The sequence below is a fragment of the Streptomyces sp. NPDC004610 genome (assembly GCF_040609715.1).
Lineage (GTDB): Bacteria > Actinomycetota > Actinomycetes > Streptomycetales > Streptomycetaceae > Streptomyces.
Window position 1 is genome coordinate 43,957 of record NZ_JBEXLA010000013.1, and the last position, 19,663, is coordinate 63,619.

Below are 19,663 nucleotides of genomic sequence, written 5' to 3' on the forward strand. Positions count from 1 at the left end.
TGACCCCCGCCTTATTGACGCAGACTCTAACAAGTGCGAGATTCGGCAACGTCAAGTTACGACCACGTACCGCGACCGGTGGGGCGGGGATGCGATGACGACGGCGATGACGATGACGATGGCAATGACGACGACGACCGGGATGACGGGGACGACGGCGGTGACCGGCGGGTACACCGCGGACCGGCTGCGTGGCTTCCGTACCGTGCAGCGGCTGGCGTACGAGTGCGCCGAGGCGGTCGCCGCGCGGCTCGCGCCTGGGGTGACCGAGCGTGAGGCGGCCCGGATGCAGCGCATGTGGCTGCGCGAGCGCGGGGTGCGGGACTGGTTCCATCTGCCGTTCGCCTGGTTCGGCGACCGCACGGCGTTCGTGAACTTCCGGATCCCCCTCCAGTTCTTCCCGACGAACCGGGCGCTGGAGCCCGGCATGCCGTTCATCCTGGACATGGCCCCGGTGTTCGAGGGGTACACCGCCGATATCGGCTACTCCGGCTCGCTCGGCCCGAACCCGTTGCAGGACAGGCTGATGGCGGACCTGGAGGCGCATCGGGAGCTGATTCTGCGGGAAGTGCGGGAGCGGCGGTCGCTGCGGGAGATCTACGAGGACGTGGACCGGCTGCTGGTCCGCCAGGGCCATGCCAACCGGCATCGCGCCTATCCGTTCGGGGTGATCGCCCACAAGGTGGACCAGGTGAAGCAACGCCGCTGGTCACCGCAGGTCTTCGGGTTCGGCACCCAGTCCCTGAAGGGGCTCGCGGCCGACGCCCTGCACGGGCACCGCGAGGGCTGGTCACCGCTCTGGTCGCCGTACCGCTTCTCCGATCATCCGCCACGGCCGGGGCTGTGGGCGGTCGAGCCGCACCTCGGGTTCCGCGGCACCGGCGCCAAGTTCGAGGAGATCCTCGTGGTCACCGACGCGAAGGACCCCGAGGAGAGCGCCTTCTGGCTGGACGACGATCTGCCGCATGTGCGGCGCTGGGCGGAGGAGAAATGAACAACCAGGATGACATGGGCCGGAGGGATGCGGGGGACCCGGGAGACCCGGGAGACCTGAGGGATGTGGGGAACCCGGGGGACCCGGGAGACCCGAGGGATCTGGGAGACCCGAGGGATGTGAGAGGCCCAAGGGACCCGAAGGACCTGAGGGACCCGAAGGACCCGAAGGACACGGTCGGGCTGGAAGGCGCGCGGGAGCGCCTGGTGGCGACCGGCGGCGTCGAGCTGTGCGTGGCCGAACTGGGCGACAGCGCGGCCCCGACCGTCGTCCTGGTGCACGGCTACCCGGACAGCAAGGAGGTCTGGTCGAAGGTCGCCGCCCGGCTCGCCGACCGCTTCCATGTGGTGCTGTACGACGTCCGCGGCCATGGCCGGTCGACGGCCCCGCGTCCGCTGCGCGGTGGGTTCACCCTGGAGAAGCTGACCGATGACTTCCTGGCCGTGGCGGACGCGGTCAGTCCGGATCGGCCGGTGCATCTGGTGGGGCACGACTGGGGCTCGGTGCAGTCCTGGGAGTTCGTGACGGTCAAGCGCGCGGAGGGGCGGATCGCGTCCTTCACCTCCCTGTCGGGCCCGTCCCTGGACCACTTCGGCCACTGGATCGGCACCCGTCTGAAGCGCCCCACCCCGCGCCGCGCCGCACAACTCCTCAGCCAGGGCGCCAAGTCCTGGTACGTGTACGCGCTGCACACCCCGGCCCTCCCGGAGCTGGCCTGGCGCGGCCCGCTCGGCAGGCGCTGGCCCGGGATGCTGGAGCGGCTGGAGCGGGTCTCCGGCGACGGCTACCCCACCGCCTCGCTCCCCGAGGACGCCGCGCACGGCGCCTGGCTGTACCGCGACAACGTTCGCCGCCGTCTGAGCCGTCCCCGCGCCGACGCCTACGCCCACGCCCCCGTGCAGCTCATCACCCCCCTCGACGACGCCTTTCTCTCCGAGCGGCTCTACGACGATCTGGAACGGTGGGCTCCGCAGCTGACCCGTCGAACCCTGCCCGCCCGGCACTGGATCCCGCGCACCCGGCCGGAGCAGGTCGCCGCCTGGATCGAGGAGTTCATCAGCGGCGTCGAGGGCGGCAGGCCCGAGCCACGGACCGCCACCGGCCGCCATGCCGACCGGTTCGGCGGGCAGTTGGTGCTGGTCACGGGCGCGGGCAGCGGCATAGGGCGGGCCACGGCGTTCGCGTTCGCGGAGGCCGGGGCACGGGTGGTCGCGGTCGACCGGGACGGTGAAACGGCCGCCAGGACCGCCGAGATGGCCCGGCTGATCGGCGCCCCCGACGCCTGGCCGGAGACCGTGGACGTCTCCGACGAGGAGGCCATGGAGAAGCTCGCGGAGAAGGTCGCCACGGAGTACGGCGTGGTGGACGTCCTGGTGAACAACGCCGGTATAGGGCTGTCCGGTTCGTTCTTCGACACCACCACCGACGACTGGCGCCAGGTGCTGGACGTCAATCTCTGGGGAGTGATCCACGGCTGTCGGCTGTTCGGACGCCAGATGGCCGAGCGCGGGCAGGGCGGCCAGATCGTCAACATCGCCTCGGCGGCGGCCTATCAGCCGTCCAGGGCGCTGCCCGCCTACAGCACCACCAAGGCGGCCGTCCTGATGCTCAGCGAGTGTCTGCGCGCCGAACTCGCCGGTCAGGACATCGGAGTCACCGCCGTCTGCCCCGGCCTGGTCAACACCAACATCACCTCCACGGCCCGTTTCGCGGGCGTCGACGCGGAGGAGGAGAAGCGACGCCGGAAGCGCTCCGCGCGGCTGTACGGAATGCGCAACTACCCGCCGGAGAAGGTCGCGGACGCGATTCTGCGGGCCGTGGTGCGCAATGAGGCGGTGATTGCCGTGACGCCCGAGGCGCGCGGGGCACGGCTGCTGTCCCGCTTCCTGCCGGGGGCGCTGCGCGCGCTGGCCCGGGTGGAACCTCCGGTGTAGGGAGGGGAGTTGATTAAGTCCTGGCCGGAACCTGTGCGTTCACCAAATCACCTACAGCCAACCCTTTTTCGCGAAAGACCCTAAAACCGAAGGGCAGTTGTCCACAGAATCACCAATTCCCCTGTGGAAAACTACTGTTGGTTGTGGATCAAACCTGGGCCGTAAAAATCATATGCGTGATTCAGGTCTCGCCCGGCACCCTGACGGGATGGACGAACGACGTACCGTGAAGGTGTCGAAGTACCTCTCCAAGCACCTTCGCCATCAGCCCGAGCGGATCGGGCTGGAGCCGGACGCGGGCGGCTGGGTCGAGATCGACACCCTCATCGCCGCGGCGACGGCCCACGGCTTCCGGTTCACCCGCGAGGAACTGGACCAGGTGGTCGCCACGAACGACAAGAAACGGTTCGCGGTCGACGGCACCCGGATCCGCGCCAGCCAGGGCCACAGCATCGACGTGGACCTCGGCCTCGCCCCGGCCACCCCACCGGCGTACCTCTACCACGGCACGGTCGCCCGGTATCTCGACGCGATCCGCGCGGAGGGCCTCCGGCCGATGAACCGGCACGATGTGCATCTCTCCGCCGACCGGGAGACCGCGACCCGCGTCGGCGCCCGCCGCGGACGCCCGGTGGTACTCACCGTCGACTCCGGCGCGATGCACCGGGACGGCCATGTGTTCCAGGTCAGCGCGAACGGGGTGTGGCTGACGAAGGGGGTACCGGCGGGGTATCTGGGGTTCTCCGGGGGCGGGGGCGGGGGCGCCGGTGGTGGTGGCGGAGGCGGTGGCGGGGGCGGTGCCGGGGGCGGGAGCGCCGGTGGCGGTGGCGGGGGCGGTGGCGGAGGGGGCTGGCCGGAGGGGGCTGAGCGGGCTCGCGCCCGGCGGCCCGGGGTGTGAGCCCGAGGAAGGGCTCGGCGGACCCCTGCCCGGCGGCCCGACGAGGGCTGAGCGGACCCGCGCCAGGCGGCCCGACGGGCCCTGAGCGCACCCATGCCAGGCGGCCCGGCGAGGGCGAGGCAGGCTCGCGCCCGGCGGGCGTTTCATCGCATGATCGTGCCCATGGAGCACCTTCCCACCACCGAGGCCGCCGTCACCGCCCTCCGTGCCCTCGCCGAGGAGTACGGGCGGGAGATCCACGTCGGCCATGACATCGGCGCCGACCAGACCTCGCGGCGCAGCGCGGCGGGCGTCGGCGTGACCACCGACCCGGACGGTTCGCTGCCGCACGAGGCCTACGTCGAGTTCGGCGGCTCCCCCGTGGTGGATGTCCGGCTCTTTCCGGAGGACGACGCGCTGATCAAGGTCGACGGCGTGGAGTTCCACGACATCCCCCGCGACGAGGTGCCCGACTTCCTCCGCTCGGTCTTCGGCGGCCTGGCCTATGTCAAGGGCCGCTTCTTCCCGGCCGGCTTCCGCCTGATCGTGCCGCTGCCCGGCGACCGGACCTACAAGGAGCTGATCACGATGATCAGCCTCACACCGTGGCTTAGTGGGCAGGTGCGGTGAGGTGAGATGGGGTGAGGTGACTGTTTCACGTGAAACAGGCGCGGCAGGCTTAGGCTCGGATCCATGAACCTGCGCCTGAGCACCGTGATCCTTCCGCATCGCCGCTGGCAGGAGGGGGGTCGGGAAGCTTGGGAGCGGGCCGAGCAGCTCGGGTTCCACACCGGGTACACCTACGACCATCTGTCGTGGCGCAACTTCCGCGACGGCCCGTGGTTCGGGGCCGTCCCGACACTGACGGCCGCCGCGACCGTCACCGAGCGGATGCGTCTGGGCACGCTGGTCACCTCGCCGAACTTCCGCCACCCGGTGACCCTCGCCAAGGAGCTGATCTCGCTCGACGACCTCTCCGGCGGCCGGTTCACCCTCGGGATCGGCGCCGGAGGCACCGGCTTCGACGCCACCGCGCTGGGCCAGGAGCCCTGGACGCCCCGGGAGCGCGCCGACCGGTTCGGCGAGTTCGTCCCGCTGCTCGACCGGCTGCTCACGGAGGACGCCGTGTCGTACGAGGGCAACTACTACTCGGCGCACGAGGCCCGCAACATCCCAGGGTGTGTGCAGCGGCCCCGGCTGCCGTTCGCCGTCGCCGCGACCGGACCGCGCGGACTGCGCCTCGCCGCCCGCCACGGCCAGGCGTGGGTCACCACGGGCGACCCCCAGCTCTACGAGACCGGCACCCCCGAGCAGTCGGTCCGTGCCCTGCGCGGCCAGGCCGAGCGACTCGCCGACGCCTGCGCCGAACTGGGCCGGGAGGTGAACGCCCTGGACAAGATCCTGCTCACCGGGTTCACCCCGGACCGGTCCCGGCCCCTGGAGTCGCTGGACGCGTTCGTGGACTTCGCCGGACGCCACCGCGAGATCGGCTTCACCGAGATCGTCGTCCACTGGCCGATCCCGGACTCGGACTTCGCGGCGGACCAGAAGATCTTCGAGCAGATCGCGATGGAGGGGGTGGCGCAGTTGGGGTAGGTGGGGGGACTCTCCGGGGGGTTGGGAGCGGGAGCCCGGGAGCCCGGGGGGACAGTCCTGGAAGTCGGGTCCGCACGGTTCTGGGGACAGGGCGGACGATCCTCGGCACAGGGCGCCCCGCAACCCACCAGCCACACCTCGCCCCCACCCCGCCCCCCGCCCCCACCCACCCACGTACCCCCACCCAGTCGTACTGGCATATGCGCGACAATGACCCGGTGACCTCAGCGACTCGACAGCCCGACATCCCGGCCGCCGCCGCGCCGCCCCGACTCATCGCCACCGACCTCGACGGCACCCTGCTGCGCGACGACAAGTCGGTCTCCCCGCGTACCGTCGCCGCCCTCGCGGCGGCCGAGGAGGCGGGCATCGAGGTCTTCTTCGTCACCGGCCGCCCGGCCCGCTGGATGGATGTCGTCAGCGACCATGTCCACGGGCACGGCCTCGCCATCTGCGGCAACGGCGCCGCCGTCGTCGATCTGCACGGTGGCCCCGGCGCCCACCGCTTCGTCAAGGTGCGCGACCTGGCCCGGGACAACGCGCTGGACGCCGTACGGCTGCTGCGGGACGCGGCGCCCGGCACGGTGTACGCGGTGGAGCAGACGTACGGCTTCAACCAGGAGCCGGACTATCCCAAGCTGCACATGGAGATACCGGATGTGCTGGCGCCGGCCGAGGAACTCCTGCGCGGGGACACTCCGGGTGCGGGCGAGCCGGTGCTGAAGATCCTCGCCCACCATCCCACGCTCGACCCCGACGCCTTCCTCACCCTCGCCCGGACCGCCCTCGGCGACCGCGCCAATGTCACCCGGTCCAGCCCCAGCGCGCTGCTGGAGATCAGCGGGCCCGGAGTCTCCAAGGCCAGCACGCTCGCCCTGTGCTGCGCCGAGCGCGGGATCTCGCCCGAGGAGGTCGTGGCCTTCGGTGACATGCCCAACGATGTCGAGATGCTGACCTGGGCGGGCCGGTCGTACGCCATGGGCAATGCCCACCCGGATGTGATCGCCGCGGCCTCGGGGCGCACGGTCGCCAACAACGAGGACGGGGTGGCCGTGGTGATCGAACGGATGCTGAGGGAGCGGGTGGGATAGCGGGGCAGCCGACGCGGTCCGACGCGGTCCGGCGCAGTCCGACGCGGTCCGGCGCCCGGACCTCCCTCTCGGCTCACGCCCACCCGCCGCCGCCCCGCGCCGCCGCCCGGCTCACACCCCCACCCCCCTCCCCCGCAGCCACTCCACCGGATCCACCCCCGACCCCGGTTCCGGGGTGACCCGTACCTCGAAGTGCAGATGGGGGCCGGTGGAGTTGCCGGTCGTGCCGGACTGGCCGATCCACTGGCCGCCCGCCACCCGCTCCCCCTGGTCCACGGCCACCGACGCGAGATGGGCGTACTGCGTGTAGGACCCGCCCGGATGCTGGAGCACGAGTTGGATGCCGAAGGCCCCGCCGCAGCTCACCCGGACGACCCGCCCCGCCCCGACCGCCCGCACCGGCGTACCGATCGGCACCGCGAAGTCCTGCCCGGTGTGCCGGTCGGCCCAGCGCACCCCGCCGCTGCCGAACCCGGCGGAGAGTTCATACCCCTCCACCGGCGTCACCCAGCCCGCCGTGAACCCCTCCGGCGTCTGGTCCAGCCGAACCGCGCCCCGGCAACTGCCCGCCGCGGCAGACGCGTCGGCCTCGCCCTGCAACCGCCCCCGGGCCCGCTCCAGCTTGGCCTCGATGCGCTGCTTCAACTCGGCCAGTTCGGCGGTGTGCTCCTGGAGGTCCCGCCAGGCAGCCGCCGCCCTCGCCTCGTCGGCCGCGAGCAGCTTCTCCGCGCGCACGCTCTTGTCTACGGCCTGCCCGACGGCCGTGTTCGTCTGCGCGAGGGCATGCTGTCGGCGCATCAGTTCCTCGGGGCTGTGGGCCAGGACGATCCGCGCGGCCAGCGGCAGCCCCCCGCCGTCGCGGTACTGGGCGCGCGCGATCCGGCCGAGGTCTTCGTGGAGGACGACGATCTCCTGCCGCCGCTCGCCGAGCAGCCCCTCCAGCCGCCGGACCTCGGCCCGCTGGCGTTCCGCCTCTTGCCGACCCTCCTCGTACTGCCGACTGGCCGTCGCCGCGTCCGCGTAGAGCCGGGCCACCTGTGCCGCGACCGAGCCGTCCCCGCCCGCCGAAGGACCGGTCGGGCGGGCCGCGAGCACGGCCGCGGCGCAGAACAGCACCGTGACGAGCAGGGGACGACGGCGAAGTGAGCGCATGTCAGCGATCGTGGCCCGCGGGACGGGAGCGGGCGCGTTCACGTCGTACGGCCGGGGGACGGGTTGCTGCGGACGGGTGGAAACGGACGGCGACGGGTGCGCGGCTCAGCGTCCGGCCCACGGCCCGGCACCACGGCCCGACACCACGTCGTCCACCACCTGACCCGGCCCAGATACGGCATCCAGCGCCCTCCCACGGCCGACGTCCATCACCCGGCCCGCCCCGGCCCGGCATCCACCACCCCGCCCCGCCCCGCCCGACCCAGCGTCCACCAGCCCCACCCGGCCGGACATCCACCACCCCACCCCACCCCAGCGCCCACCACCCCACCCGCCCCAGCGTTCAATACACCCCGGCGTTCACCACACCCCGGCGTTCAATACGGCGCCTCCCACACCACCGTCGCCCCGCCCCCCTCCGGTCCGATGCCCGGCCCGTACCAGCTGTCGCCGCCCAGGGACTCCGCGCGGAGCCTGAGGTTGCGCAGTCCGCTGCGCCGGCCGCCCTCGCGGATGCCGACCCCGTCGTCGGCGACGGTGAGGCGGACGCCCTCCCGGCCGTCCGGGAGCCGTACCGTTGCGTCGACCACCACCTCGATCCGTGAGGCACCGGCGTGCCGGAAGGCGTTGGAGAGCGCCTCGCGCAGCGCGGCGATCAGGTTCTTGCCGGTCGGCTCGCCGACCAGGGTGTCCAGCGGGCCGATGAACCGGTGCGCGGGCTTGAAGCCGAGCGGCACCGCGGCCGTGCTGACCTCCCGCAGCACCCGGGTGCGCAGCCCGGACGGCACCTCGGCCGGACCCTGCTGGAGCGCGAAGATCGCGGTGCGGATCTCCTGGATGGTGACATCGAGTTCGTCCACCGCCCGGCCCACCCCATCCCGCACCTCGGGCACCACCGAGCGGCGCTGCGCGCTCTCCAGCATCATGCCGGTCGCGAACAGCCGCTGGATGACGAGATCGTGCAGGTCACGGGCGATCCGGTCGCGGTCCTCGTAGACCGCGAGCCGCTCCCGGTCCCGCTGGGCCTCCGCCATCATCAGCGCCAGCGCCGCCTGGGAGGCGAACTGGATCGCCAGGGTGCGTTCGGCCTCGGTGAAGGGGCGTTCGCCGCGCGCCCGGGGCAGCACCAGGGTGCCGAGGACCCGGCCGTCGCTCTGCAACGGCAGCATCATCGTCGGCCCGTACAGCTGGGCGAGGTCGGTGACCATCCGGTGGTCGGTGGCGGCGTCCTCCAGGAACACGGCCTGTCCGACGAGGAGTTCGGCGACGATCCGGCTGTCCGGCGGGATGACCCGCCCGAGGGCCCCGGCGGACCGGTCGGCGGCGGCCACGGCGACGATCTCCAGCCCGCCCTCGTCGGCGGGCAGCAGTACGAACCCGGCGGCCGACCCGGACAGGCGCCGGGCCTGCTCGGCGACGACCTGGAGGGCGTCGTCCGCGTCCTGCCCGGACAGCAGCGCGGTGGTGACGGCGACCGACCCGTCGATCCACCGTTCGCGCTGCTTGGCGGCCTCGTAGAGCCGGGCGTTGCCGATCGCGATGCCCGCCTCGGTGGCCAGCACCCGCACCATGCCCAGGTCATCGGTCCCGAACGGGCCCCCGCCGCGCTTCTCGGAGAGATAGAGATTGCCGAAGATCTCGCCCTGCACCCGGATCGGGACGCCCAGGAAGCTGCGCATCGCCGGGTGGTGCGCGGGAAAGCCGCAGGCGCGCGGGTCGCCGCTCAGATCGTCCAGCAGTACCGGTCCCGGGTCGTGGATGAGCGCCCCGAGCAGCCCCCGGTGCCCGTCCGGCAGACGGCCGATCCGGCGGGCCGTCTCCGCGTCGATGCCGTGGTAGACGAAGTCGGCCAGGCCGTCCCGGTCCTCGGCGACCACGCCGATCGCGGCGTAGCGGGCGTCGGTCAGGGAGGCCGCGGTCTCGCAGATGCGGTCCAGCGTGGAGTGCAGTTCCAGGCCGCTGCCGACCGCCCGCATCGCCTCCAGCAGCCGCGCGACCCGTCCACCCGGCCTGCTGGGGAGCCCCTCACCGGGGGCGAGGGGCTCGGGGGAGCCGGAGGACGGGACGACAGCTGCCATGCCCTGAGGGTAATTAGTCCCATTTGCCATGGAAAGCGGGAGGACCGGAAAGCCACCGAACGCCTACCGGCCCTCACTCATGGACACCCCGCCCAGGCCGATGCCTACGCCCACGCCCAGGCCCATCCCCAGGCCCCATCCCGATGCCCACACCCACACCTACGCCCCCGCCCCCACCAGCCCCTCCGTCTCCGCCTCCCGCGCCGCCAGCTCCCGCAGCGGCCCCTCCACCGCCACCAGCTCCGCGTACGTCCCCCGCTGCACCACCCGTCCCGCGTCCAGGACGACGACCTCGTCCACGGCGTCCAGTCCGGCCAGCCGATGGGTGATCAGCAGGGTCGTCCGGCCCTCCGTCGCGGCCAGCAGATCCGCGGTGAGCGCGTCGGCGGTCGGCAGATCGAGATGCTCGGCCGGTTCGTCCAGGACCAGCACCGGGAATCCGGCGAGCAGCGCCCGGGCCAGCGCGAGCCGCTGCCGCTGGCCGCCCGAGAGCCGCGCCCCGTGCTCCCCGACCAGCGTGTCCAGCCCGTCCGGCAGCCCCTCGGCCCACTCCAGCAGCCGGGCCCGGCCCAGCGCGTCCCGCAGTTCCGCCTCGGTCGCGTCCCGCCGCGCCAGCAGCAGATTCTCCCGGACGGAACTGTCGAAGAGGTGCGCGTCCTGAGCGCACAGCCCGACCAGCGCCCGTACGTCGTCCCCGTCGAGGGCGTACGCGTCCACCCCGGCCAGCGTGTACGCGCCCGCATCCGCGTCCAGGAACCGCAGCAGCACCTGCGCCAGCGTGGACTTGCCCGCGCCGGACGCGCCGACGACCGCGATCCGGCGGCCCTCGCCGAGGGTGAGGTCGACCCCGGCGAGCGCGTCCCGGTCCTGCCCGGCGTACCGGGCGGTGAGCCCCTTGAGGACGACCGGGAACGGCGAGGCGGGTGCCTGCCGGGGCCGCTCCGGCTCCCGTACCGGCTCCGGCGCGTCCAGCACCTCGTACACCCGCTCGGCGCTCTTGTGGACGCGTTGCCGGAAGCGGACCGCGATCGGCATGCCGAGCACCGCCTCGAAGGCGGCGAGCGGGGTCAGCACGACCACGGCCAGCAGCAGCCCGTCCAGCCGCCCGGCGGCCACCGCCTGGACGCCGACCAGCGCGGCCCCGGCGACGGTGAGGCCGGTGATCAGCGCGGTCAGTCCGTCGCCGAGGGCGGTCGCGGTGGCGGCCCGCGAGGTGATCCGGGTGAGCACCGCGTCCGCCTCCCTCGTCTTCGCGGTACGGGCGGGCAGGGCGCCCGCGACGGTGAGTTCGGCGGTGCCGGTGAGCAGATCGGTGACCCGGGTGGCCAGTTCGCCCCGGGCGGGGGCCATCCGGCGTTCCGCGCGCCGGGACACGGCCCCGGCGATCAGCGGCACCCCGGCACCGGCCAGCAGCAGCCCCACCGCGAGCACCGCGCCCGCCTCGGGCAGCAGCCAGGCCGTGAAGCCGACGGACGCGGCCGAGACCGCCACCGCCGCACCGGCCGGCAGCAGCCAGCGCAGCCAGTAGTCCTGGAGCGCGTCCACATCGGAGACCAGCCGGGACAGCAGATCGCCCCGGCGGGTCCGGCGCAGCCCGGCGGGCGCCAGCCGCTCAAGACGCCGGTAGACGGCGACGCGGGTGTCGGCGAGCATCCTGAGCACGGCGTCGTGCGACACCAGCCGCTCTGCGTAGCGGAAGACCGCGCGGCCGATGCCGAAGGTCCGGGTTGCCGTGACGGCCACCATCAGATACAGCACCGGCGGCTGCTGCGAGGCGCGGGAGATCAGCCAGCCGGAGGTGGCCATCAGCCCGACCGCGCTGCCGAGCGCGAGGCTCCCCAGCAGCAGCGCCAGCCCGAGCCGGCCGCGCCGGGCGCCGGACATGGCCCGCACCCGCGCCAGCACATGCCCCGTCCGGCCCGGCCGGGGCACCTCGGCGGCCTCGTCCTCGGGACGCCGGACCACGGCGGCACCGGGCACCCCGTCGAACGGCCACGCCTCGATCTCGTCGGCCTCCTCGACCGGTTCCAGGGCGGCGGGCCGAGCCACCCCGCCCCCAGCTTCCAGCAGCGCCCCGCTCCCGCTCCCCGACGCCGCCTCCGTCAGCCGCACCACCCGGTCCGCCACCGCCAGCAGCGCCGGACGGTGCACCACCAGCAGCACGGTCCGCCCGGTCGCCAGCCGCCCCACCGCCCGGACGACCTCGGCCTCGGTCTCCCCGTCCAGCGCGGCCGTCGGCTCGTCCAGCAGCAGGACGGGCCGGTCGGCGAGGAACGCGCGGGCCAGCGCGAGCCGCTGCCGCTGCCCCGCCGACAGCCCGGCCCCGTCCTCGCCGAGCACCGTCCCGGCGCCTTCGGGCAGCGCGTCCACGAACTCCAGCGCCCCCGCGTCCGCGAGCGCCCGCCGTACGGCGGTGTCATCGGCGTCGGGGCGGGCGAGGCGGACGTTCTCGGCGATGCTCGCCGCGTACAGATGCGGGCGCTGCGGCACCCAGGCGATCCGGGACCGCCATTGCTCCGGGTCGAGATCGGCCAGGTCGGTACCGCCGACCCGCACCCGGCCCGCGCTCGGCCGGACGAACCCGAGCAGCACGTTCAGCAGCGTGGACTTGCCGGTGCCGCTGGGCCCGACCAGCGCGACCGTCTCGCCGGGTGCCACGGTGAGCGACACCTCGGACACGGCGTCGGCGCCCCGGCCGGGGTAGCGGACGGTCACCGACTCGAAGGCCACCGCACCCTCCGGGACAGCCCCCGTACCCGGCTCCGGCACCGGTGTCTCCAGCACCTCGAAGATCTCCTCGGCCGCCGCCAGCCCCTCGGCCGCCGCGTGGTACTGCGCGCCCACCTGCCGCAGCGGCAGATACGCCTCCGGCGCCAGGATCAGGATCACCAGGCCGGTGTAGAGATCGGATTCACCGTGCACCAGCTGCATCCCGATGGTGACCGCGACCAGCGCGACCGAGATGGTGGCGAGCAGTTCCAGCGCGAAGGAGGAGATGAAGGCGATCCGCAGCGTCCGCATGGTCGCCTGCCGGTACTCGCCGGTGATCCGCCTGATCGACTCGGCCTGCGCCTTGGCCCGGCCGAAGACCTTGAGCGTCGGCAGCCCCGCCACCACATCCAGGAAGTGCCCCGACAGCCGGGACAGCAGCCGCCACTGACGGTCCATCCGGTTCTGGGTGGCCCAGCCGATCAGCACCATGAAGACCGGGATCAGGGGCAGGGTGGCGACGATGATCGCGGCGGACACCCAGTCCTCGGTGACGATCCGCGCCAGCACCGCCACGGGAACGACCACCGCGAGCCCCAGCTGCGGCAGATAGCGGGCGAAGTAGTCGTCCAGGGCGTCGATGCCCCGGGTGGCGAGGGCGACCAGCGAGCCGGTGCGCTGTCCGCTCAGCCAGCCGGGGCCGAGCGCGGCGGCCCGCTCCAGCAGCCTGCCCCGCAGCTCCGACTTCACGGCCGCGCCGGCCCGGTGTGCGGCGAGTTCGGTGAGCCAGGACACCAGCGCCCGCCCGACCGCGACGGCCACCAGCAACAGCAGGGGAGTACGCAGTTCGGCGACCGGCAGCCCGCCCTGGAAGGCGCCGACCACCACCTCGGCGATCAGCATGGCCTGGGCGATCACCAGACCGGCCCCGAGGACACCGAGACCGACGACCGCCACCAGGAAGAGCCGGGTGGCTCGGGCGTAGCGCAACAAGCGGGGATCGATTGGTTTCACGTGAAACAGGCCCTTCGGTCCGATCCGATGACAACGGGAACGGGGTGATCAGGGGGGAGTCAGAGGGGTGACTCAGGGGGTGACTCGGAGGGGGGTGACTCGGGGGATGTTTCACGTGAAACACCCCCCGATGCCGGACACAGTGCCCAATGCCCGACTCAGTGCCCGATGCCGGACTCCAGCACAAGCGGCCGGACTCAGTGCACAGGGTCAGCAATGTGCTGCGTACCGATCCGCTTGCGGAACACCCAGTAGGTCCAGGACTGGTACAGCAGCACGATCGGAGTGGCGATCGCCGCGCACCAGGTCATGATCTTCAGGGTGTAGGGACTCGACGAGGCGTTGGAGACCGTGAGGCTCCAGTCCGCGTTGAGCGAGGACGGCATGACATCCGGGAAGAGCGAGAGGAACAGCATCGCCACGGCGGCGACGATGGTCACCCCCGAGAAGGCGAACGACCAGCCCTCGCGCCCCACCTGGTTGGCCCCGAGCGCCGCGACCAGCCCCACCACCGCCACGACCAGGGCGATCAGGCTCCAGCCGTTGCCGTCCCGGACCTGCGTCCAGAGCAGGAACGCCAGCGCTGCCACGGCGGTGAGCAGACCGACCCACAGGGCCAGCCTGCGCGCCCGCTCCCGGATGTCACCGACCGTCTTCAGCGCCGTGAACACCGCCCCGTGGAAGGTGAACAGGGTCAGCGTCACCACCCCGCCCAGCAGGGCGTACGGGTTGAGCAGATCCCAGACATTGCCCACGTACTCGAAGTCCTGGTCGATCTTCACTCCGCGCACGATGTTGCCGAAGGCGACGCCCCAGAGGAAGGCGGGGATCAGCGAGCACCAGAAGATCGCGTTCTCCCAGTTGCGCTGCCACTTCTCCTCGGGCCGCTTGGCCCGGTACTCGAAGGCCACCCCCCGCACGATCAGCGAGACGAGGATGATCAGCAGCGGCAGATAGAAGCCGGAGAAGAGCGTGGCGTACCACTCGGGGAAGGCGGCGAAGGTCGCGCCGCCCGCGCTGAGCAGCCACACCTCGTTGCCGTCCCAGACCGGGCCGATCGTGTTGATCAGCACCCGCTTCTCGGGCCGGTTGCGGGCCAGCAGCTTGGTGAGCACCCCGACCCCGAAGTCGAAGCCCTCCAGGAAGAAGTAGCCGATCCACAGGACGGCGATCAGGACGAACCAGACGTCGTGCAGTTCCATGACTGTGCAGCTCCCTCGGCCTAGTAGGAGAAGGCCATCGGCTTGTCGGCGTCACGGGAGTCGCCGCCGATCTTCGTGGGCGGGTTGAGATCGGCCTCGGTCAGCTCGGGCGGCCCGGCCTTGATGTACTTGGCGAGCAGCTTGACCTCGATCACGGCGAGGATCGCGTACAGCGAGGTGAAGACGATCATCGAGGTGAGGACCTCGCCCTGGGAGACACCGGGGGAGACCGCGTCCCGGGTCTGGAAGAGCCCGTAGACGACCCAGGGCTGGCGGCCCATCTCGGTGAAGATCCAGCCCCAGGAGTTGGCGATCAGCGGGAAGGCCAGGGTCCAGATCGCGATCCGCCAGTACCACCTGCCGACCCGGTCGCCCAGGGGCTTGCGCAGCAGCACGAGGTTCGGCACCTCGTCCTCGCCGGTCCGGTACTGCCGGGAGAGCAGGAACTTCTTGCGGGTCAGCCACAGCCCGAGGAGTCCGATGGCCAGGGAGGTCATCCCGAAGCCGATCATCCAGCGGAAGCCCCAGTAGGCGACCGGGATGTTGGGCCGGTAGTCACCGGGTCCGTACTTCTCCTGCTCGGCCTTGTTGACATCGTTGATGCCGGGGACGAACGAGCTGAAGTCGTTGTGGGCCAGGAAGGACAGCAGGCCGGGGATCTCTATGGCGACCTTGTTGTGGCCCTCGTCGACATCGCCGTAGGCGAAGACCGAGAAGGGCGCCGGCGCCTCGCCGTCCCAGAGGGCCTCGGCGGCGGCCATCTTCATCGGCTGCTGCTCGTACATGATCTTGCCGAGGGTGTCGCCGCTGATCGCGGTGAACAGTCCGCCGATGGCCACGGTCACCAGGCCGAGCCGCAGCGAGGTCCGCATCTCGCCGATGTGCCGCTTGCGCACCAGATGGAAGGCCGCGATACCGACCATGAACGCGCCGCCGGTGAGGAAGGCCGCCGAGAGCGTGTGGAACGCCTGGGCCAGCGCGGTGTTCTGGGTCAGTACCAGCCAGAAGTCCGTCAGCTCGGCCCGGCCGCGCTCTCCGTTGATCTTGTAGCCGACCGGGTGCTGCATCCAGGAGTTGGCCGCGAGGATGAAGTACGCCGACAGGATCGTGCCGATCGACACCATCCAGATACAGGCCAGATGGATCTTCTTCGGCAGCTTGTCCCAGCCGAAGATCCACAGCCCGATGAAGGTCGACTCGAAGAAGAAGGCGATCAACGCCTCGAAGGCGAGCGGGGCGCCGAAGATGTCACCGACGAACCGGGAGTAGTCGGACCAGTTCATACCGAACTGGAACTCCTGGACGATGCCGGTGACCACGCCCATCGCGATATTGATCAGAAAGAGCTTGCCCCAGAACTTGGTGGCTCTGAGGTACTTCTCCTTCTCCGTGCGCACCCAGGCGGTCTGGAGTCCGGCCGTGAGAGCGGCCAGCGAGATCGTCAGGGGGACGAACAGGAAGTGGTAGACGGTCGTGATGCCGAACTGCCAACGCGCCAGGGTCTCTGGCGCCAAAGCCATTTCCACGTCGTCAGTCTCCTTACAGCCGTGGACACAGTGGCAGTTTGCCCCTTATGTCACACCCAACCAGGGAGCAACCGGGACACGCTTGTGAACGCGTTCACATTCACAAGCCATTATGACGTACCGATTTTCGACTCTTGACAGGGGGTCCCCATCTTGGATGGGGGTGGTGATCCGGTCAGTCGGATGGGGCTGGTGATCCAGAACTGATCGCGGCATACGAAACCGACCAAGGCCATACGAAAGGGCACGGCGCCCCCGACACGCCGTGCCCTCTACGACCTGTGCCCTCTACGAGCCGTGCCCCCCAGCAGACCAGCGGAGCGCTACAGCTCCTTGCGGAACCCCTCCGCCGCCCGCAGGAAGATGTCGTTCCCCTCGGTCTCGCCGATCGTCACCCGGACCCCCTCGCCCGCGAACGGCCGCACCACGGCCCCCGCACGCTCACACGCCTGGGCGAACGCGGTCGTACGCTCCCCCAGCCGCAGCCAGACGAAATTGGCCTGCGTGTCCGGCACCGTCCAGCCCATGGCGCGCAGCGCGTCGGCCACCCGGGTGCGCTCGCACACCAGCGAACCGACCCGCCCGAGCAACTCGTCCTCCGCCCGCAGCGAGGCGATCGCCGCTTCCTGCGCGAGCTGGCTCACCCCGAACGGCACCGCCGTCTTGCGCAGCGCCGCCGCCACCGGCTCGTGCGCCACGGCGAAACCGACCCGCAGCCCGGCCAGGCCGTACGCCTTGGAGAAGGTCCGCAGCACGCAGACGTTCGGCCGGTTCCGGTACAGCTCGATGCCGTCGGGCACCTCGGGGTCCCGGATGAACTCCCGATACGCCTCGTCCAGCACCACCAGGACATCGCCGGGCACCCGGTCCAGGAACCGCTCCAGCTCGGGCCGCCGCACGACGGTGCCGGTGGGGTTGTTGGGGTTGCAGACGAAGATCAGCCGGGTCCGCTCGGTGATCGCGTCGGCCATGGCGTCCAGATCGTGCACCTCGCCGCCGGTCAGCGGCACCTGCACCGACCGGGCCCCGCTGATCTGCGTGATGATCGGGTACGCCTCGAAGGACCGCCAGGCGTAGAGCACCTCGTCGCCGGGGCCGGCGGTGGCCTGGATGAGCTGCTGGGCGACACCGACCGAGCCGGTGCCGGTGGCGAGATGCGTGAGCGGCACCCCGAACCGGTCCGACAACTCGTTCATCAGCCCGGTGCAGGCCATGTCGGGGTAGCGGTTGAAGGACGAGACGGCGGCCGAGACCCGCTCCAGCACCCCGGGCAGCGGGGGGTAGGGGTTCTCGTTGGAGGACAGCTTGTACGCCTCCGGCCCCCCGGAGGCGGCCGGCTTGCCCGGCTTGTAGGTGGGGATCCCCTCCAGCACGGCGCGCAGCCTGGGGCTCGTCTCGGTCACCGCAGTCCTCCTCGCGACCACCGGCGGCCCATCGCTGCCCCCGGCATCCAATACTGCATACCTTAGGAGGATTCGGCCGCGCTGCGTAGCGGTCGGCGGAGAGGCGGCTTTCCGGGAACGGGCTCCAAGGAACCCCCACCCCCAGAGTTCACCACCCCTCCCCCCACCGTTCCAACGAGTCCCACCCTCCTCACGGGCATCAGGGGCATCACCGCACGAACCTGTACGAATGCAGGGGGCGCCTCACATATATCTATGCGCCGGTGGCTCGCGCCGTGGCGCGCATCCCCCGTGAAGGTGAGTTGAGACCTCTTCGAAACATCGGGCACTTGGCAGGCGGGTGCTCGCCGACAAGTCACGTACTGCACTAAACGCCGCCAAGTCCCTTACATTCCAAGGCATTTCATCCCGTGAGACCATGCAGAAACGTGCCTGTCAACGGGTGCATATGCGCCCGCCCTACCCCGCCGCCTGAGCCCTACTATCGGCTCGCCATGACAGCAGCAGGGAAGCACCAGGTGAGCCGCGCGGAAACCTCACGTCGAGGCAGCCGGCCGAGCCGAGCGGGCATCAGAGACGTGGCCGCCGCCGCCGGAGTGTCCATCACGACCGTCTCCGATGCCCTGAACGGCAAGGGCAGACTCCCCGATGCCACCCGACGCCACGTTCGTGAGGTCGCCGACCGGCTCGGATATCGCCCTTCGGCGGCGGCCCGAACCCTCCGTACCGGCAAGTCGGGACTGATCGGCCTGACCGTGACGACGTACGGGGATGAACCTTTCACCTTCACCGAGTTCGCGTACTTCGCCGAGATGGCCAGAGCCGCCACCTCCGCCGCGCTCGCCCGCGGCTACGCCCTCGTCATCCTCCCGGCGACCTCACGCCACGACGTCTGGTCCAACGTCGCCCTGGACGGCACGGTCGTCATCGACCCGTCCGACCAGGACCCGGTGGTCAGCGAACTGGTACGGCAGGGATTACCCGTCGTCTCCGACGGCCGCCCGGCCGGGGCGCTGCCGGTCACCGCGTGGGTGGACAACGACCACGAGGCCGCCGTACTCGGCATCCTCGACCATCTCGCCGACGCCGGAGCCCGCAGGATCGGCCTGCTGACCGGCACCACGACCGACACCTACACCCATCTCTCCACCACCGCATACCTTCACTGGTGCGAACGCGTGGGCCAGGATCCGGTGTACGAGGCGTACCCCGCCCACGACCCGTGCGCGGGCGCCGTCGCCGCCGATCGTCTGCTCGCCCGCCCGGACCGCCCGGACGCGGTGTACGGACTCTTCGACCCCAACGGCACCGATCTGCTGGCCGCCGCCCGCCGCTATGGACTGCGGGTCCCGGACGATCTGCTACTGGTGTGCTGTAGCGAATCCACGGTGTACGCCAACACCGAGCCGCCCATCACCACGCTCTCCCTGAAGCCGCGCCGCATCGGCACGGCCGTCGTCCAGCTCCTCATCGACGCCATCGAGGGCGTCGACACCGACCACCCGGTCGAGCAGGTGATACCGACGGAACTGATCGTGCGGACGTCGTCCCAGCGGCGGTCGCCGCGCACCACGGTCAGCCCGCCGAGGTCACCGGAGAACCGGTAGCGCCGCGGCGTGGCACCGGGCCGGGCACGAGGGCGGGACAGCGGCGGTCGCCGGGGTCCCGCCCTCGGCGTGTCCCGCGCCGGGCGCCTCGCGGCGCTGTACCGAGGGGCCGACGGGGGCGGGAGCGGGCGTCTGCGGAGTGCGGCAGTCGGCATCGGCGGGGGCAGGGGCAGGGGCGAGGGTGCGGCAGTCGGCGTCGACATCGGCGTCGCCGGGCGTGCGGTGCTCGGCCCCCAGGGTGTCGCCCGGCCCCAGGGCGTTCCGGGAAGGGCGTGCCGGTCGGCGATGCGCGCGCGGTCGCGTGGTGGCCGCCCAGTGGAACTGGAACCGTCCCGTCAAGGGGCCGTCCCACCCGGCGGAGGGAGGGCAAAGCCCGACCCAATCGGGGCGAAAGCCGCGGTGAACAGGAGTCTTGCTCCGATTCACCACCCCTGGGTCATCACATGGCACGATCCGCATTCCTATGATGGGCCCACGACA

Annotated in this window: 12 protein-coding genes and 1 pseudogene; 7 read left to right on the plus strand and 6 right to left on the minus strand. The window is 71.6% G+C overall.

Annotation, left to right across the window (positions count from 1 at the left end; translation table 11 throughout):
* Nucleotides 1–124: 124 nt before the first annotated feature.
* The 6 genes and pseudogenes from ABZX40_RS16655 (at nt 125) to ABZX40_RS16680 (ending at nt 6,492) form a co-directional block, all read left to right on the plus strand.
* Complete coding sequence (locus ABZX40_RS16655; RefSeq protein ID WP_355738979.1) at nt 125–994, plus strand: M24 family metallopeptidase; 870 nt, start codon at nt 125–127, stop codon at nt 992–994.
* Nucleotides 995–1,176: 182 nt separating this feature from the next.
* Nucleotides 1,177–2,928 carry an SDR family oxidoreductase gene (locus tag ABZX40_RS16660; protein ID WP_355739279.1) on the plus strand — a complete coding sequence of 584 codons (1,752 nt, stop codon included), beginning with the start codon at nt 1,177–1,179 and terminating at the stop codon, nt 2,926–2,928.
* A gap of 208 nt (nt 2,929–3,136) precedes the next feature.
* A pseudogene (locus ABZX40_RS16665) lies at nt 3,137–3,652 on the plus strand (RNA 2'-phosphotransferase); the annotation flags it as partial.
* 324 nt (nt 3,653–3,976) lie between these two features.
* Nucleotides 3,977–4,435 (plus strand): hypothetical protein, encoded by a 459-nt coding sequence (locus ABZX40_RS16670; RefSeq protein ID WP_355738982.1) that lies wholly within the window; start codon nt 3,977–3,979, stop codon nt 4,433–4,435.
* 63 nt (nt 4,436–4,498) lie between these two features.
* The gene (locus tag ABZX40_RS16675; protein ID WP_355738985.1) at nt 4,499–5,401 is read left to right on the plus strand and encodes an LLM class flavin-dependent oxidoreductase; all 903 of its coding nucleotides are present in this window, start codon (nt 4,499–4,501) and stop codon (nt 5,399–5,401) included.
* A 200-nt stretch (nt 5,402–5,601) separates the two neighbouring features.
* Entirely contained in the window at nt 5,602–6,492 is an 891-nt protein-coding gene (locus ABZX40_RS16680; RefSeq protein ID WP_355738988.1) for a Cof-type HAD-IIB family hydrolase, read from the plus strand.
* Between the two features lie 111 nt (nt 6,493–6,603).
* On the opposite strand, the gene ABZX40_RS16685 is transcribed toward ABZX40_RS16680, so the two are convergent.
* From ABZX40_RS16685 to hisC, 6 genes are all read right to left on the minus strand, one after another.
* Nucleotides 6,604–7,644, minus strand: a complete 1,041-nt coding sequence (locus tag ABZX40_RS16685) for a M23 family metallopeptidase (protein ID WP_355738990.1) — start codon at nt 7,642–7,644, stop codon at nt 6,604–6,606.
* A 377-nt stretch (nt 7,645–8,021) separates the two neighbouring features.
* Entirely contained in the window at nt 8,022–9,620 is a 1,599-nt protein-coding gene (locus tag ABZX40_RS16690) for a GAF domain-containing protein (protein WP_355739282.1), read from the minus strand.
* A 261-nt stretch (nt 9,621–9,881) separates the two neighbouring features.
* Entirely contained in the window at nt 9,882–13,445 is a 3,564-nt protein-coding gene (gene cydD, locus ABZX40_RS16695) for a thiol reductant ABC exporter subunit CydD (RefSeq protein WP_355738992.1), read from the minus strand.
* Nucleotides 13,446–13,642: 197 nt separating this feature from the next.
* On the minus strand, nt 13,643–14,647 hold the full coding sequence (gene cydB, locus ABZX40_RS16700; RefSeq protein WP_355738995.1) for a cytochrome d ubiquinol oxidase subunit II: 1,005 nt from the start codon (nt 14,645–14,647) through the stop codon (nt 13,643–13,645).
* A gap of 20 nt (nt 14,648–14,667) precedes the next feature.
* Entirely contained in the window at nt 14,668–16,173 is a 1,506-nt protein-coding gene (locus ABZX40_RS16705) for a cytochrome ubiquinol oxidase subunit I (protein WP_355738998.1), read from the minus strand.
* 323 nt (nt 16,174–16,496) lie between these two features.
* Nucleotides 16,497–17,576: a histidinol-phosphate transaminase gene (gene hisC / locus ABZX40_RS16710; protein WP_355739001.1), complete on the minus strand. Its 1,080-nt coding sequence runs from the start codon at nt 17,574–17,576 to the stop codon at nt 16,497–16,499.
* Between the two features lie 494 nt (nt 17,577–18,070).
* Here hisC and ABZX40_RS16715 point away from each other — a divergent pair, with 494 nt between their 5' ends.
* Nucleotides 18,071–19,183: a LacI family DNA-binding transcriptional regulator gene (locus ABZX40_RS16715; protein WP_355739003.1), complete on the plus strand. Its 1,113-nt coding sequence runs from the start codon at nt 18,071–18,073 to the stop codon at nt 19,181–19,183.
* Nucleotides 19,184–19,663 lie beyond the last annotated feature (480 nt).

Bases quoted from the DNA above. Each gene is read 5' to 3' on its own strand.
- ABZX40_RS16655 (WP_355738979.1), top strand. From the start codon at position 125: ATGACGACGACGACCGGGATGACGGGGACGACGGCGGTGACCGGCGGG.
- ABZX40_RS16670 (WP_355738982.1), top strand. From the start codon at position 3,977: ATGATCGTGCCCATGGAGCACCTTCCCACCACCGAGGCCGCCGTCACC.
- ABZX40_RS16675 (WP_355738985.1), top strand. From the start codon at position 4,499: ATGAACCTGCGCCTGAGCACCGTGATCCTTCCGCATCGCCGCTGGCAG.
- ABZX40_RS16680 (WP_355738988.1), top strand. From the start codon at position 5,602: ATGCGCGACAATGACCCGGTGACCTCAGCGACTCGACAGCCCGACATC.
- ABZX40_RS16685 (WP_355738990.1), bottom strand. From the start codon at position 7,644: ATGCGCTCACTTCGCCGTCGTCCCCTGCTCGTCACGGTGCTGTTCTGC.
- ABZX40_RS16690 (WP_355739282.1), bottom strand. From the start codon at position 9,620: ATGCGGGCGGTCGGCAGCGGCCTGGAACTGCACTCCACGCTGGACCGC.
- cydB (WP_355738995.1), bottom strand. From the start codon at position 14,647: ATGGAACTGCACGACGTCTGGTTCGTCCTGATCGCCGTCCTGTGGATC.
- ABZX40_RS16715 (WP_355739003.1), top strand. From the start codon at position 18,071: ATGACAGCAGCAGGGAAGCACCAGGTGAGCCGCGCGGAAACCTCACGT.